The organism is Acinetobacter calcoaceticus DSM 30006 = CIP 81.8 (assembly GCF_000368965.1).
GTDB lineage: Bacteria > Pseudomonadota > Gammaproteobacteria > Pseudomonadales > Moraxellaceae > Acinetobacter > Acinetobacter calcoaceticus.
The window spans coordinates 1,320,885-1,336,046 of sequence record NZ_KB849780.1 but is presented as its reverse complement, the minus strand read 5'-3'; the positions used below and the strand labels follow the sequence as shown (position 1 = coordinate 1,336,046).

The 15,162-nt window shown below is 37.8% G+C and carries 19 protein-coding genes; all 19 read left to right on the top strand.

Annotation, left to right across the window (positions count from 1 at the left end; translation table 11 throughout):
* The first annotated feature begins 60 nt into the window (after positions 1–60).
* The 19 genes from F936_RS11285 to F936_RS11195 all read left to right on the top strand — a co-directional run bounded on the left by F936_RS11285 (position 61) and on the right by F936_RS11195 (position 15,121).
* Entirely contained in the window at positions 61–1,074 is a 1,014-nt protein-coding gene (locus F936_RS11285) for an aminoglycoside phosphotransferase family protein (protein ID WP_005047460.1), read from the top strand.
* Complete coding sequence (gene murU / locus F936_RS11280) at positions 1,074–1,763, top strand: N-acetylmuramate alpha-1-phosphate uridylyltransferase MurU (protein ID WP_005047459.1); 690 nt, start codon at positions 1,074–1,076, stop codon at positions 1,761–1,763. Before F936_RS11285 ends, murU begins: the two co-directional genes overlap by 1 nt.
* An 87-nt stretch (positions 1,764–1,850) precedes the next feature.
* The gene (gene rsmG, locus F936_RS11275; RefSeq protein ID WP_005047457.1) at positions 1,851–2,483 is read left to right on the top strand and encodes a 16S rRNA (guanine(527)-N(7))-methyltransferase RsmG; all 633 of its coding nucleotides are present in this window, start codon (positions 1,851–1,853) and stop codon (positions 2,481–2,483) included.
* 21 nt (positions 2,484–2,504) lie between these two features.
* Entirely contained in the window at positions 2,505–3,287 is a 783-nt protein-coding gene (locus tag F936_RS11270) for a ParA family protein (protein ID WP_003651453.1), read from the top strand.
* On the top strand, positions 3,284–4,171 hold the full coding sequence (locus F936_RS11265) for a ParB/RepB/Spo0J family partition protein (RefSeq protein WP_004642619.1): 888 nt from the start codon (positions 3,284–3,286) through the stop codon (positions 4,169–4,171). Before F936_RS11270 ends, F936_RS11265 begins: the two co-directional genes overlap by 4 nt.
* A 50-nt stretch (positions 4,172–4,221) precedes the next feature.
* Complete coding sequence (locus tag F936_RS11260; protein ID WP_005041113.1) at positions 4,222–4,857, top strand: MotA/TolQ/ExbB proton channel family protein; 636 nt, start codon at positions 4,222–4,224, stop codon at positions 4,855–4,857.
* Positions 4,858–4,871: 14 nt separating this feature from the next.
* Positions 4,872–5,300 (top strand): ExbD/TolR family protein, encoded by a 429-nt coding sequence (locus F936_RS11255; protein WP_004642621.1) that lies wholly within the window; start codon positions 4,872–4,874, stop codon positions 5,298–5,300.
* Positions 5,297–7,024 carry a lipid A export permease/ATP-binding protein MsbA gene (gene msbA, locus F936_RS11250; RefSeq protein ID WP_004642622.1) on the top strand — a complete coding sequence of 576 codons (1,728 nt, stop codon included), beginning with the start codon at positions 5,297–5,299 and terminating at the stop codon, positions 7,022–7,024. Before F936_RS11255 ends, msbA begins: the two co-directional genes overlap by 4 nt.
* 2 nt (positions 7,025–7,026) lie before the next feature.
* Entirely contained in the window at positions 7,027–8,037 is a 1,011-nt protein-coding gene (gene lpxK, locus F936_RS11245; RefSeq protein ID WP_005047454.1) for a tetraacyldisaccharide 4'-kinase, read from the top strand.
* Between the two features lie 9 nt (positions 8,038–8,046).
* Complete coding sequence (gene kdsB, locus F936_RS11240) at positions 8,047–8,808, top strand: 3-deoxy-manno-octulosonate cytidylyltransferase (RefSeq protein WP_005047453.1); 762 nt, start codon at positions 8,047–8,049, stop codon at positions 8,806–8,808.
* A gap of 13 nt (positions 8,809–8,821) precedes the next feature.
* Positions 8,822–9,802: a DNA polymerase III, delta' subunit gene (locus F936_RS11235; protein WP_005047452.1), complete on the top strand. Its 981-nt coding sequence runs from the start codon at positions 8,822–8,824 to the stop codon at positions 9,800–9,802.
* A 10-nt stretch (positions 9,803–9,812) separates the two neighbouring features.
* Positions 9,813–10,154 (top strand): PilZ domain-containing protein, encoded by a 342-nt coding sequence (locus F936_RS11230; protein ID WP_003651467.1) that lies wholly within the window; start codon positions 9,813–9,815, stop codon positions 10,152–10,154.
* A gap of 17 nt (positions 10,155–10,171) precedes the next feature.
* Positions 10,172–10,945, top strand: a complete 774-nt coding sequence (locus F936_RS11225) for a TatD family hydrolase (protein WP_005047451.1) — start codon at positions 10,172–10,174, stop codon at positions 10,943–10,945.
* A gap of 36 nt (positions 10,946–10,981) precedes the next feature.
* The gene (locus F936_RS11220) at positions 10,982–11,590 is read left to right on the top strand and encodes a TetR/AcrR family transcriptional regulator (protein WP_004642629.1); all 609 of its coding nucleotides are present in this window, start codon (positions 10,982–10,984) and stop codon (positions 11,588–11,590) included.
* Positions 11,591–11,599: 9 nt separating this feature from the next.
* Positions 11,600–12,154, top strand: a complete 555-nt coding sequence (locus F936_RS11215) for a type II secretion system protein (RefSeq protein ID WP_005047450.1) — start codon at positions 11,600–11,602, stop codon at positions 12,152–12,154.
* Positions 12,144–12,524, top strand: a complete 381-nt coding sequence (gene gspI, locus F936_RS11210; RefSeq protein ID WP_005047448.1) for a type II secretion system minor pseudopilin GspI — start codon at positions 12,144–12,146, stop codon at positions 12,522–12,524. Before F936_RS11215 ends, gspI begins: the two co-directional genes overlap by 11 nt.
* The gene (gene gspJ / locus F936_RS11205) at positions 12,524–13,336 is read left to right on the top strand and encodes a type II secretion system minor pseudopilin GspJ (protein WP_005047446.1); all 813 of its coding nucleotides are present in this window, start codon (positions 12,524–12,526) and stop codon (positions 13,334–13,336) included. The genes gspI and gspJ overlap by 1 nt, the downstream gene beginning before the upstream one ends.
* The gene (gspK, locus tag F936_RS11200; protein ID WP_005047445.1) at positions 13,336–14,295 is read left to right on the top strand and encodes a type II secretion system minor pseudopilin GspK; all 960 of its coding nucleotides are present in this window, start codon (positions 13,336–13,338) and stop codon (positions 14,293–14,295) included. Before gspJ ends, gspK begins: the two co-directional genes overlap by 1 nt.
* Before the next feature lie 229 nt (positions 14,296–14,524).
* Positions 14,525–15,121: a 6-pyruvoyl trahydropterin synthase family protein gene (locus F936_RS11195; protein WP_003651480.1), complete on the top strand. Its 597-nt coding sequence runs from the start codon at positions 14,525–14,527 to the stop codon at positions 15,119–15,121.
* Positions 15,122–15,162 lie beyond the last annotated feature (41 nt).

The window sequence follows — 15,162 nt, the reverse complement described above, 5'->3', positions numbered from 1 at the left end:
TTTATAAGTGGCTACACTTAACCCTTCAAAAATCTCAGCTTGTTTTAGATTTTATTGCAAATGAATACACAACGTGAACAATTGATATATACATGGCTTACATCTGTTCTTGAAAATGATCAATTTAAGATCGCTTTTTTGGCAGGTGATGCAAGCTTCCGCCGTTATGCGCGTATCCAGTTACAAAATAAAACGTATATGCTCATGGATGCCCCTCCAGAAAAAGAAGACTGTGTTCCGTTTGTGACCATTGACGAATTTTTTGCAGGCCATGGTGTACGCGTCCCTCAGATCGTCGCGAAAGATTTAGCTCAAGGTTTTCTGTTATTAGAAGATTTTGGTGATGTGCTGTTGTCGACATTATTAAATGATGAAACAGTCGATAAATATTATGAACAAAGCTTTAAACAGCTGATTCATTTGCAGTCTGTGAATGGTCAGGAGCAATTTCCAGCATACTCCTATGAGAAATTGTTAACTGAAATGAAGCTGTTGACTGACTGGATGCTGCCATCTTTGCAGATTACTCCGAATGCGAACCAGCAACAGATAATTGATGATGCTTTCAATGTATTAGCAAAAACTGCATTGGCTCAGCCGCAAGTGATTGTACATCGTGATTTTCACAGTCGTAATTTGATGAAAATTGCAAATGAACCAGAGCTTGGAGTTATTGATTTTCAGGATGCGGTGATTGGTGCAGATACTTATGATCTAATCTCGATTACTCGTGATGCTTATGTTCAGTGGAATGCAGAGCGTGTGTATCAATGGTTTAGAGTCTTTTATGACTTATTACCTGAGTCTGCGAAACAGAACCGTAGTTTTGAACAATTCAAACGTGATGCAGATTTAATGGCTATTCAGCGTCATATTAAAATTTTGGGCATCTTTGTGCGTCTGTTTGAGCGCGATGGTAAATCAGGTTATTTAAAAGATTTACCACGAGTAATGTGGTATTTGATCGAAGAAAGCCGTGGTTATGCTGAACTTGATGAGTTTATGTTGTTCATAAATGACATAGTTATGCCGAAGTTTATCGAGAAATATGGTAACTACGAGGTAGCAGCATAATGAAAGCAATGATTCTTGCTGCTGGTTTGGGTAATCGTATGCGTCCACTTACGCTATATACACCAAAGCCTTTGCTTGAGGTAGGTGGTAAGGCGCTTATTGTGTGGCATATTGAAAAACTTAAGAAAATTGGTGTGACCGAAATTGTCATCAATTCTGCATGGTTGGCCGATAAACTCATCAGCAGCTTAGGCGATGGCTCTCAATTTGGTGTGGATATCCGTTGGACACGAGAGGATGAAGGGCTAGAAACAGCTGGTGGAATTATTAATGCTTTGCCACTGCTTGGAACAGATCCGTTTATTCTGGTGAATGGAGATGTATGGACCACAATGGATTTTGAAGCCCTACGCCATATTAAGCTAAATGATGATTTAGCACATCTTGTGTTGGTTGATAATCCTAAACAGCATCCTGAAGGTGACTTTACGTTGTTCGATGGACGCACTTTTACATTCGATCAAGATGTGACGGGTGAGAATCTCACTTTTAGTGGCGTGTCTGTTATCCATCCTAAGCTTTTTGATGGATTGGAACCTGGTAAACGTCCCTTAGCTCCATTGTTGAAGCAAGCGATGCAGAATCAAAAAATATCTGGTGAAAAACTTAAAGGTGCATGGGTAGATGTGGGAACGCCTGAGCGTTTAATGGAGCTAGATTTGCAAATTCGTGAAGGCTTCTACGATTAACTGTGTAATCCCTAATCGTTAACTAGTGTTCCACGATGCATAAATGGGTATACTTTGTTTTAAATTTTACTTAGATGTTATCTGTTTATGCATCCGTTTTTTCAAGAGTTACAACAGGGTAGTCAAAAATTAGGTTTATCGCTTAGCGATGAAGCTTTGGCATTATTGTTAAAATATCAAGATGCTTTGGTACTTTGGAATAAAGCATATAATCTGACAGCAATTCGTGATCCGAAAGAAATGTTAGTGAAGCATTTGTTGGATAGTCTAAGTATTTTAAATGATTTACCTGAAGGTAGACTGCTTGATGTGGGTACAGGTGGTGGTATGCCTGGCATGATTATTGCTCTTTGTCAGCCAGAACGCCAATGTGTTCTTTTAGATTCTAATGGTAAAAAAATTCGTTTTTTGAAGCAATTTATTGCTGATCTTAAATTGAGTAACGTTGTGGCAGTGCAAACACGTGTTGAGAATCAAGATACAATTGATGAGCTTGGCCAGTTTGACGTCATAACAAGTCGAGCTTTTGCTTCTTTAACGGACTTTGTAGATGCGGCTCAGCCATACCTTCATCAGAGCAGTATAATCGCAGCGATGAAAGGTGTAGTGCCAGTTGAGGAAATTGAGCAGCTCAAGCAGGACTTTTCATGTAAAGTGATTGAACTGCGCGTACCAAGACTTGATGAACAACGTCATTTACTTTTACTTCAACGTATCTAAATAAAAAGTATTAAGGTTACCATGGCTCAAATTATTGCGATTGCAAACCAAAAGGGTGGTGTTGGTAAAACAACGACTGCAGTAAATCTTGCAGCGTCTCTAGCTGTATTAAAAAAACGTGTATTACTTGTAGATATGGACTCACAAGGTAATGCTACGATGGGGTCTGGTATCCAAAAGAACGATCTTTTGTATTCAATTACAGATGTTCTTCTTGGCGAAGTTCCAATTGAAACAGCCATTCAAAAAGCAGAAGTTGGATATAAAGTTTTAGGCTCTAATCGTGAGCTTTCAGGTGTAGAGCTTGCTATTGCAGAGCAAGAAGGTCGTGAATTCATTCTAAAAAATGCTTTGAATGAAATCAGAAACTCATTTGACTATATCATTGTGGATTGTGCTCCAAGCTTGAGTTTGATTACTGTCAATGCTTTGGCGGCTGTAGATAGTGTAATTATTCCAATGCAATGCGAATATTATGCACTAGAGGGTTTAGCTGATTTAACTCAGACCATTGATCGTATTCAAAAAGCACTCAATCCTGATTTAGAGATTATTGGTGTATTACGTACGATGTACGATGCACGAAATGCTTTAACACGTGATGTATCTGCAGAACTAGAGCAATATTTCGGCAAAAAACTTTATGATACTGTTGTTCCACGAAATGTTCGCTTAGCAGAAGCACCAGCACATGGTTTACCTGTTATCTATTTCGAAAAAAGTTCTAAAGGTGCAGTTGCATACTTAAATCTTGCAGCTGAGATGTTAAAGAGAAGTAAAGTGAAGAAAGGAAGTAAAGTATGAGCATCAAAAAACGCGGATTGGCTAAAGGACGTGGTTTAGATGCATTACTTGGTTCAATTCAAAAAGAAAAATTACAACTGGAAGCACAGGCTTTAGACCACGGACAGTTAAAACAAGTTGATGTGAATTTACTGAAACGTGGTGAATATCAACCACGTCGTTTTATTCATGAGCATGATTTACAAGAGTTGGCATCGTCTATTGAAAAACATGGGGTGATGCAGCCTATTGTCATCCGTCCAGTTGATGATGAAACTTATCCATTTGAAATCATTGCGGGTGAACGTCGTTGGCGTGCAGCACAAATTGCGGGCTTAACTGAAATTCCAGCAATTGTTCGAGATTTGAATGATCAGGTTGCGATTGCTTTAGCGTTAATTGAAAACATTCAGCGTCAAGATTTAAATCCAATTGATCAAGCAATCGCTTTACAGCGCTTTCATGATGAATTTGGTCTAAGTCATCAGGAAATTGCTGACACGGTAGGGAAAGCACGTACTACTGTGAGTAATTTATTGCGATTATTGAGTTTAGCTGATGATATTAAAGATTTCATGCAGCAAGGCCAGCTTGATATGGGGCATGCTCGAGCAATTTTGACATTGAAAGGGAAAGATCAATTAGAAGTCGCTAAAATTGTAATTGAGAAAGGATTGTCCGTTCGTCAAACAGAGCAATTGGTGCGTGATAGAAGTGAGCCTAAACAAGAGAAGGAAAAAACGACTGTAGCACCAGATATTGAGCAATTGACGCAAAAATTATCAGAGCGTTTTGGCGCTAATGTAAAAATTGATCATAACCAAAAAGGTAAGGGTAAACTTGTTATTCATTATCATACCTTGGATGAGTTAGATGGCATTTTAAATATTTGTTTGCCAGAATAATTTGCAGTTGGGTCATGTATTTCTAATTTTATATTCTTGGGGAAGAACATATGTGGGAACTTGTGAGAGCGGGTGGCTGGTTGATGCTGCCTTTAATTCTATGCTCGATTTTAACTGTTGCGATCAGTATTGAGCGTTTTGTTCGGTTAAGACGTTCACAAGTTCTACCCGAAGCATTAAGCGGTAAGGGCTCTTTAAGAGCTGAAGATATCGTGGAAAGTTTAGAACAAAATGTAGAAGCGCAAAGTAGCGCATTGGGACACATTTTAAAAGCAGGTTTTGAGCATCGCGAGCATGGTGAGCAATTTGCTCGTGCGCAAATGGAAGTAGCAGCTTCTCAAGAAATTTCTTATTTGGAAAAAAATATTAATTTTTTGGGCACTCTAAGTGCTGTAGCACCACTGTTAGGGTTGCTTGGTACTGTAGTGGGAATTATTGAGTCATTTCTTGTTATTGATTTTGGATCGGCTGGTAGTCCAAGTTTAATGATTCCTGGTATTTCTAAAGCATTAATTACCACAGCTGTGGGGATGTTAATTGCAATTCCTGCTTTGATTGCTTATCGCTACTTTCAAAGAGTAGTGCAAGATTATATTGCCGAATTAGAACAGCAATCGACCTTATTTCATGCCTCATTGTTCTATAAGCGTTCTTCGTCTGTAGCTGAACACCGCCGTGTTGGTTAGGAGGTGAAAGCCAGATGAAATTTAAACGTTCTCAGGTTGAAGACATTCATATCAATTTAACGCCTATGATTGACTGTTTGTTATTCATTTTGGTTTTTTTATTGCTGTCGACCACTTTTAATCAGCCAAGTCGCATCAATCTAACATTACCAGATGCACAAGGTGTTCCACCAAAACAGTACGATCACAAAATTGAAGTCGTGGTAGACTCTGCTGGTCATTATGCTGTGAATGGTCAAGCACTTTCGTCTAAAGAGGTTGCTGATCTGAGTACTGCGATTAAGCAAGTTGCTCAAGAGCACCGTGATTTTATGTTCATCATTGCTGCGGATGCCAAAGCGTCTCATCAGGATGTAATTCGTGTTATGGATGTGGCAGGACAACTCGGTTTTGTTAACATCAATATTAGTACCAAAGTTCCTTCTAGAGGTTTTTCTGAGTGAATCAAGATTTTAAGGTTTATAAGCGTCTCATAGCCTATTTAAAACCTTATTGGGGCGCGGCCTTATTAGTACTTATCGGGTTCGGTATAAACTCAGCAACAGAAGTTTCCGTTGCTAAATTGATTAAATTTATTATTGATGCAATCCAAAACAGCAGTAGAGCAGATTTGGATTGGTTCCCGTTATTAATTATTTTATTAGTATTCTTTCGCGGCTTAGGCCTATTTATGGGTGGCTACTATACTGCGGTGATTTCACGCAGTTTGGTTTTTAGTATTCGCCAGGAAGTTTATGCGAAACTTTTAAAACTCCCAGCACAATATTACTTAGATAATTCATCTGGCCATATTACTGCCAAAATTATGTATAACGTTGAACAGCTTACGGCTGCTTCTTCGGAATCATTAAGAACCATCGTTAGGGATGGGATGATTACTCTGGGGCTATTAGGCTATCTGTTTTATACCAATTGGCGTCTTACTTTATGTATTTTTGTATTTTTACCTGTGATTGGGGTCTTAGTACGTAAAGCTTCGAAACGAATGCGTAAGCTTTCGTTACAGGTTCAAGATACCATGGGCGACGTCAATCATGTTGTTCAGGAAAGTATTAATGGTAATGCTGTTGTAAAAAGTTTTGCGGGTGAAGAATCTGAACAAAAACGTTTCTATAAGTCATCGGAAGAGAACCTAAAACGCGGCTTAAAAATGGTAATTGTACAAAACCTGAATAGTCCAGTTGTTCAGGTGGTAATGGCTTGTGCTATGGCTCTTATTGTATGGTTAGCTTTACGACCTCAGATTTTAGGCACTACAAGTGCTGGTGAATTTGTAGCTTACCTTACAGCAGCTGGTCTGTTAGCAAAGCCAGTTAAAAGCTTGACTGATGTTAATGAAAAGTTACAACGTGGTTTAGCAGCAGCTCATTCTGTTTTTGAATTACTAGATTTACCTGAAGAGCAAAACAATGGTCAATTGAAACCCAAATTAAATGGGGCAATCCGTTTTGATCATGTGACATTAAATTATGCTGATGACGTAGCAGCTATTAAAGATTTTTCTTTAGATATTCGTCCAGGTCAAACTGTGGCATTGGTTGGTCGTTCAGGGGCGGGTAAAAGTTCATTAGTCAATATGTTGGTACGTTTTCAAGAAGTATCGAGTGGACAAATTTATTTAGATGATTTGCCAATTAATGATATTGAGCTTTCTAGTCTACGTACGCAAATTGCAATGGTAAATCAACAAGTTATATTGTTTAATCGTACTGTTCGTGAAAACATCGCATATGGTCAGTTGGAAGGTGCATCAGATGAAAAAATCTATGCAGCGGCAAAAGCAGCATATGCACATGACTTCATTATGAATTTACCAAACGGTTATGACACTGTTTTAGGTGCACAAGGTCTAAACCTATCAGGTGGTCAGCGTCAGCGAATTGCAATTGCTCGAGCAATTTTAAAGAATGCTCCAATTCTAATTTTAGATGAAGCTACGAGTGCTCTCGACAACGAATCTGAACATTTTATTCAGCAAGCATTTGATGAAGCGATGCAAGACCGTACAACAATCGTTATTGCGCACCGTTTGTCAACAATTGAAAATGCTGATTGTATTGTGGTGATGGATCAAGGGGAAATTGTTGAGCAAGGTACTCATCAAGAACTTCTTGAAAAACATGGTGCTTATTATCAATTACATCAGCGTAATTTTGAGGATAACTAAGCATGTCATTGGCCCAGCTGATCCAGAATGCATGGAATAAGCAATCGAGTTGGTTGATTGCTTTACGCCCATTATCTTGTTTGTATCGTGCTGGGTTTCTATTAAATCGTAATTTTTATACAGTGGGTTTAAAGAAAGTCTATAAAGCACCTGTACCTGTTATGGTTATTGGCAATATTACGGTGGGTGGCAGTGGAAAAACTCCATTATTAATACAACTGGTGAATTATCTACAACAGCACAATGTCAAAGTTGGAGTAATTAGTCGGGGGTATGGTGGTAGTGGCCCTTTTCCAATGTTGGTTACTTCGGGTGCTCAAGCGACTCAGGTTGGAGATGAGCCTGCATTAATTGTTCAATCGACGAGCGTACCAATGGCAGTAGGTCCTAATAGGCAGGCTGCAATAGAGCTCTTGATTGCATCAACACCACTAGATTTAATTATTAGTGATGATGGCTTACAGCATTGGGCTTTGGGACGACAAATCGAGTGGATTGTGCTCGATCAAAATCGTGGTTTAGGAAATCAAAAACTATTACCTGAGGGATATTTGAGAGAGCCAGTTGAGCGTTTAGAAACTGGAACAGTAATTGAACATGCGTATAAACCAACTACAGAATTAAATATGCATCTCGATACAGGGCGGCCATATTTACTCAATCCATCCTCAATAGTCGAACACGATTTCAATCCTCAAAATAGTTATCATGCTGTAGTGGGTATTGGCTTTCCACAGCGTTTTTATCAAACACTTAAAGATTTAGGCCTGAAACAATTTCAAGAGCATGCGTTTCGTGACCATCATGATTACACAATCAATGATTTAATTTTTAATGATGAACTGCCACTTATTACAACTGAAAAAGATGCAGTTAAATTATTACCGTTGCTTGAAAAACATCCGGAATTTAAACAGCCTATTTGGGTTGTTCCTGTTAAAGCTATCCTGTCTATAGAGTGTTATCAGGTTTTAAAACAGCAACTGCAAAAACTTGATATCCAATTATCTTAGGAAGAAAAAATGAAACACATCGTCATTCCAGCACGCTTCTCAAGTTCGCGTTTGCCAGGTAAACCATTGTTGCTTATTCATGACCGTCCTATGATTTTACGTGTGGTGGATCAAGCAAAAAAAGTCGAAGGTTTTGATGATCTATGTGTGGCAACAGATGATGAGCGTATTGCTGAGATTTGCCGTGCAGATGGTGTGGACGTTGTGCTTACGAGTCCTGATCATCCATCAGGAACAGACCGATTAAGCGAAGTTGCTCGTATTAAGGGGTGGGCAGCAGATGATATTATTGTGAATGTTCAGGGGGATGAACCTTTATTGCCAGCTCAACTTGTTCAACAAGTTGCAAAACTCTTGGTTGATAAACCAAATTGTTCAATGTCTACGTTGTGCGAGCCTATTCATACCTTAGATGAATTTCAGCGTGATAGCATTGTAAAAGTAGTCATGTCTAAGCAAAATGAAGCGTTATATTTTAGCCGGGCAACCATTCCGTACGACCGTGATGGGGCTGCACAAGCAGAGCCAAGTTTACATAACCAAGCATTTCGCCATTTAGGTTTATATGCCTATCGAGTGAACTTATTACAAGAATATGTGACTTGGGATATGGGTAAGCTTGAAAAGTTAGAAAGTCTTGAACAATTACGTGTTTTAGAAAATGGACATCGCATTGCGATTGCTGTCGCTCAAGCAAATTTACCTCCTGGTGTGGACACTCAAGCTGATCTTGCTCGCTTAAATAAAATGCCTGTCGAATCTTTTGAATAAGCGTTAATTTTTAATGAATCCGAATGTAACTTCAAAGGTTTATCCTTGGCAAAAAACAACATGGGATACCTTAATAACAAGGTTTCCCAATATTGGACATGGCCTATTATTTTATGGCAAGCAAGGTTGTGGAAAACATGCTTTTGCTAAGCATTTTTTGGCATGGGTGCTTTGTCTTAATAAGCAGGTTCATGGCGCTTGCGGTGAGTGTAGTAGCTGCCAATGGTTAAAGTCAGATACTCATCCAAATTATGTCCATATCACAACAGATGAAGAAAATAAAAAGCAGAATGCAAAAATAAAAATCGAAAAGATTCGAGATTTACTGCCTTTCGTGCAACAAACGGGAGAAGGCTGGCGCGTTATTCTTATTGAGCCTGCTGAAGCTCTTAACTTGGCATCCTCAAATGCGCTACTAAAAACTTTAGAAGAACCCGGTGAACGTGTTGTTTTAATTTTATTGGCTGATCATTACCTTAAATTACCAGCCACTATTCGTAGTCGATTGCAGCATTTTGCTTTAGATCGTATTTCATATGAACAGGCTACTTCATATTTGGACGAGCATTTATCTGAACTTGCAGAAGTACAACCTGATTTATTACTTGGTCTATCTAATGATATGCCTTTGCAAGCCATAGAAATTGCAAAAAGTGATTGGTTTGCTAAACGACAGATTTTCTTAAATGACTGGCTAAAAATTGTAGCTCAAAAAAATATGCCTCTATTTTTCTCAGGAAAATGGCAAAAAGAATTAAGTTTTAATGATTTTATCGTACTTTTTGAATACTTGTTGGGAGATTTAATTTGTGTCAAGCTAAATCAGCCACAAAAAAATACTGATTTAGATTTTGATCAATTAAGTCCATATTACGATTTAGAAAGCTTATTTAATATTTATAGTGAATTACAACAAGCAAAAAAGCTTGTTGAGCAAAATGTACAAAGTCAACTTATTATAGATCAATTGTTTATAACGTTAATGAATATTTAAGGGGAAGATTATGCAACCGCAAATGGGGGGGATTATTCAGGTAAATATTCCTGATAGAGCTACTTTGCAAGCAAGCTATATGGGATATGTGCAAGGTGGAGGCCTATTTGTACCATCAAAACAAAAGGTAAAGATGGGGCAAGAAATTTTCATTTTAGCTACTTTACCTGAGCAGTCTCAAAAAATTCCTCTCACTGGTAAGGTAATTTGGATATCACACAAGCAAAGTGGATTTAAACCTCAAGGTTTTGCTATTCAATTAAGTGGAGATAAGGGAATTTACTATAAAGCTGAGGCAGAAAGAGTTTTGGCTGGTAGTATGTCTCTAGATCGTCCAAGTTATACCATGTAATCAAATAGGATAGAAAAGTGTTTGTTGATACGCATTGCCATTTAACGATGTTAGATTTAACGCCTTATAACGGTGATCTGAACCTTGCGCTCGCTGCAGCACGAGCAGAAGGAGTGTCTAAATTTATGGCAATTTCTGTTGATCTTGATGACCATATTGCACTAGCAGAAATTGCAAATAGGCATGAAGACGTTGGTTATACGGTAGGTGTGCATCCTTGTGAAGATGTAGATACGATGGCACGTGCAACGACTGAGCACTTGATTGAATTAGCTCAGTCGGAAAAAGTATGGGCTCTGGGTGAAACTGGACTGGACTATTATCACAGTACAGATTTTGTTGAAGAACAAAAGGCATGTTTTGCAAGACATATCCAAGCTTCGAAAATTTTAAAAAAACCAGTCGTCGTTCATACGCGTTCAGCAAAGCATGATACGGTAGATATTATCCGTGCTGAACATTCCACGCATGGAATTTTGCATTGTTTTACCGAAGATTGGGAAACGGCTAAGGCTGTACTGGATTGCGGTTATTACATTTCTTTTTCTGGTATTGTGTCATTTAAAAATGCACAAGACTTGCGTGATGTAGCTAAACAAGTTCCGCTAGATCGACTTTTAATTGAAACAGATAGTCCTTATTTAGCACCTGTTCCATACCGCGGTAAAACAAATGAACCAAAATATGTGCCTTATGTAGCCAAAGCGCTCAGCGATGTATATGATAAATCAGTTGAGGAAATTGCAATGATCACCTCACAAAATTTTGAGAACTTGCTAAAAGCGATTTAAGTTATAGAAACTATATAAGAGAGTAATTGCGTGAAGATGGATCGTCAGGCTCAGTTCCGAGCAAGAGAAGTATTAATATTTCAGGTTGCGGAGCAATTATTGCTAGAAAATGGCGAAGCCGGAATGACACTTGATGTCTTGGCTGCTGAGCTTGATTTAGCAAAAGGAACTTTGTACAAACACTTTCAAAGTAAAGATGAATTGTACATGCTATTGATTATTCGTAATGAACGTATGTTACTAGAAATGGTTCAAGATACTGAAAAGGCCTTTCCGGAACACTTGGCCTTTTTTATGTTGCATCATTTACATCATCCTGAGCGGACAGTTTTATTTCATCAAATTGAGGAAAAACTTTCGATTACAGCTCAAGGCGTACATCACCTTTTTAATGAACTTTATCAGGTGCGTAAACAGCGATTACGAATTATTATTCGCATGACAGATCACTATTTAGAATCTATCCAAAGCAATATGCCTACTCGAGATTATTTAGCATCTATTTGGTCATTAACTCATGGTGCAGCAGCTATTCTCAATTCAAGTTTTTACCAACGGTATTTAGGTTCAAGGGACACGTTAAGAGTGGCTTATATTGATCAGGCATTAGCCTTACCTAAACAAGCTGTTGAACAATATGCTTAATAGGTCGATATGAAATCTCAATCACCGCCTAAATCACAAAAAGGTTTTACCCTCATTGAAGTGATGGTGGTGATTGTTATTATGACGATTATGACCTCTCTAGTTGTACTCAACATAGGCGGGGTTGATCAAAAGAAAGCGATGCAAGCAAGAGAATTATTTTTGCTTGATGTACATAAAATTGGTAAAGAATCACTTGATCAATCTCGTGTTTTAGCTTTATCTACTCTGAGTGAGACTGACGTTTCCCCATTTTCCTATGAACTGTATGAATACCACGATCAGAGTAAATTACAGGTCCAAGATTTAAAAAACCGTTGGCAGAAATACCCAGAATTTACTACGCGCCAATTGCCTAAACATGTATCGTTTACAGTACAACCTCTAGATGGTCAAACCTATTCAAAAGCGACGAATACCGATTTAGTTGGAGGACAGGCTCCTCAGCTAATCTGGTTTGGAAATGGTGAAGCTAAAACAGTTAAAATACAGTTTTACTTTGAACAAAAACCAATTGGTTCAGAAATACAAATTGATCATTTGGGTAAAATAAATGAAATCTAAAGGCTTTACTCTATTAGAAGTAATGGTAGCTTTAGCAATTTTTGCAGTAGCTGCTGTCGCGTTAACTAAAGTGGCCATGCAATATACCCAATCTACCTCAAATGCAATTCTTAGAACAAAAGCTCGGTTTGTGGCAATGAATGAAGTAGCCTTAATGGAGATAAATCAAGAATGGCTTCAAGGCACTCAAAGTAAGCAGGTTACTTCTCAAGGGGAAACTTGGCAGATTGATAAATCAGCTGAATCTACCGTCAGCCCGAATGTTCAGAAAGTAGATTTACAAATTAGCTTATATGATTCTGATAAAGGAAAAGTTCAAAATGGTATTACCCATTTGGTGTTTTTTAATTATCCAATGAAAGCAAAATAATGATAAAAAATAAATATTTTTACTCTCGAAGCACAGCTTCCCGTCTTGCGGCACGATCGGAAATGATGAGGGGCTACTCCGAGCGGAGCTCTTCGTCTTGCGCTCGGACAAAGCGTTGCTTTAAAGACTCTCACACTCGAAACACAGTTTCTCATCTTGCGACACGATCGAGCAGTGCTCGATTAACTCGTGCCTCAGGATTTACTTTAGTTGAGCTTTTAGTCGCAATTGCAATTTTTGCTGTTCTATCTTTATTAGGTTGGAAGATTTTTGATTATTTATTAAAAGTCCGTGATCGTAATGCTCAACATGAAGTGCAGCTATTTGAATTACAAGATGCATATCAACAAGTTTTGCGAGATACATTGCAAATTATACCTTTATCGGCAAATCAAGGGGGACAGCTTCATCCAGCATTAGAACTTGATAACCAAGTACTCTATTTTAGTAAGGCTGGTGTTACTGATCCCTTGAAACAAGGATTATCACCTTTTGAGCGTATTGAATATCGATATGATCCTGATCAAAAAAAGCTTTATCGTCTTAAATATAGTAATTTAAATACTTCAAACAGAGAGCAGCCATTATCAAGTACGCTGTTGAGCCAAGTTGAACAATTTCAAATTATGGTGCTCACACCCCATGAAGTGACAAAGTGGCCAGAAATTAATATTGATCCCACAAAGCCAGAAGAGTTTAGAAAACTACCGAAAGGAATAAAAATACAACTCACGGTTGCAGGCGTAAGTTATGATTGGATTTATAGCTTAAACCAAGGGAATTTATCGCTCTCCAAAGAAGGAGGGGCATAATGTTGCACTATAAAAAGAGCCAGCAAGGTGTAGCTTTGCTCACAATTTTAATTATGGTTGCATTGGCTACAATTTTAGCTGCCTCTATTGCAAAGCATCAAACCAACACGATGGAAAACACTGGTTATTTAATGCGTCAAAATCAGTCACTACTTTATGCCAAAAGTGCAGAAGCTTTTTTTTCTGAGTTATTAATTCAAGATACAAACAATGCTGGTGGCGTTGATCATTTAAAAGAAACATGGGCACAGCCAATGCCACCTTTTCCAATAGAAGATGGAACTGTGTCAGGGCGTTTAATAGACGAATCAGGGAAATTTAACTTAAACAATTTAACGACCAATGAAGGTAAAGTAAATGAAGCTGCCAAAAGCTGGTTTGAGCGCTTACTTGTACGTGTAGGCTTGCCAGCAGAGTTAAGTCAAGCAGTTATTGATTGGCAAGATTCAGATGAAGAGCCATCTGGACCTATGGGTGCTGAAAGCAGTTATTATGAAGGCCTTGATCCTAGCTATTTAGCTTCAAATGCTAAATTTCATCGTATCGAAGAGTTGAAATTAGTAAGAGGTTTTGACGGCAAGAAATACGATTTAATTGCTCCCTATATTTCTGCATTACCTGAAAATACAAAAGTGAATATTAATACCGCTTCACCATTAGTCTTAGCGAGTATTGATCAAAAATTGGATGTAGGGGCGGTAGAAAAAGAACTTCAAATGCGCCAACAAAATTTAAAATTCTTTCAAAATGTTGATGAATTATGGCAATTGAATGCTTTTTCAACAGTCGATACTCAAAAGAGAACTGAGGTGAATAGCCTGTTGGATGTAAAGTCGAGTTTTTTTCAAGCACAAATTGAGGTCATGCTTAATAATAGAAAAAGACAATTTACAAGTGCACTCATGCGTAATGATAAGCAGGTTTATGTTTATTCTAGAAATATGTCACCATTTAACTAGTTGAAAAATTTTAATTTATTTGTTTGGGTCATGTCATTGAAAAGTCTTTTTTATGAATTTCTCTAATGGACATAATAGAATAAATATAAATTTTCCATATGTTTATCTTCAATATTTCTTCACAAGTCTTATCATACTTTTCGCTAATTGTTTCTAATTGAAAAGTGGTGCGAAGTTTTTGTCTTTTGCTTTATAATAATGTTCTTAGAAGGAATGATCGATTTGGCACATGTTAATTCGCAAGTTATTTAAGTTTGAAAATGCACATGTTGTACGTAACTGTACATCGGATCGTTGTAAGCGATCAATTCATGGACATAGCTATAAAGTCGAATTATTGCTTAAAGCTTCGAAATTAGATCATGGACAAATGGTTTATGATTTTGGGCTTTTAAAAGGGGTAATAAAAGACCTTATTGACAGCTTTGATCATGCAATCTGTTTTTGGGAAAAAGATGATTCTCAATATATTGATGCTTGTCAGACTTTTAGTGCTCGCTGGATTTCTTTACCGGTTTCACCCTCAGCCGAACAGTTCTCTCGTATTTTCTTTTATTTAGCTCAGCAAGTTTTGCAATCAACAATCACTCAAAATGGGGAAGGTGATGTTGAGGTTTATTCAGTTATTGTTCATGAGACCGATACTGGATATGCTCAAAGCTTTATTGAAGATATTCAAAACGAACAAATGGGGATCTTAAGTCTTGATGGAATTGTTTTTTCAGAACAAATTCAGATAGAGTGGGCAAATCCGCAAATGTATGAAGACTTGAAAAAAGGGATGAAATTTAATAATCCTCAAGTTGATTTACAAGTCGAAGTGTAAATCGAGTTACTCTATTTGTAGAATTGAAAATTGATCTAGGA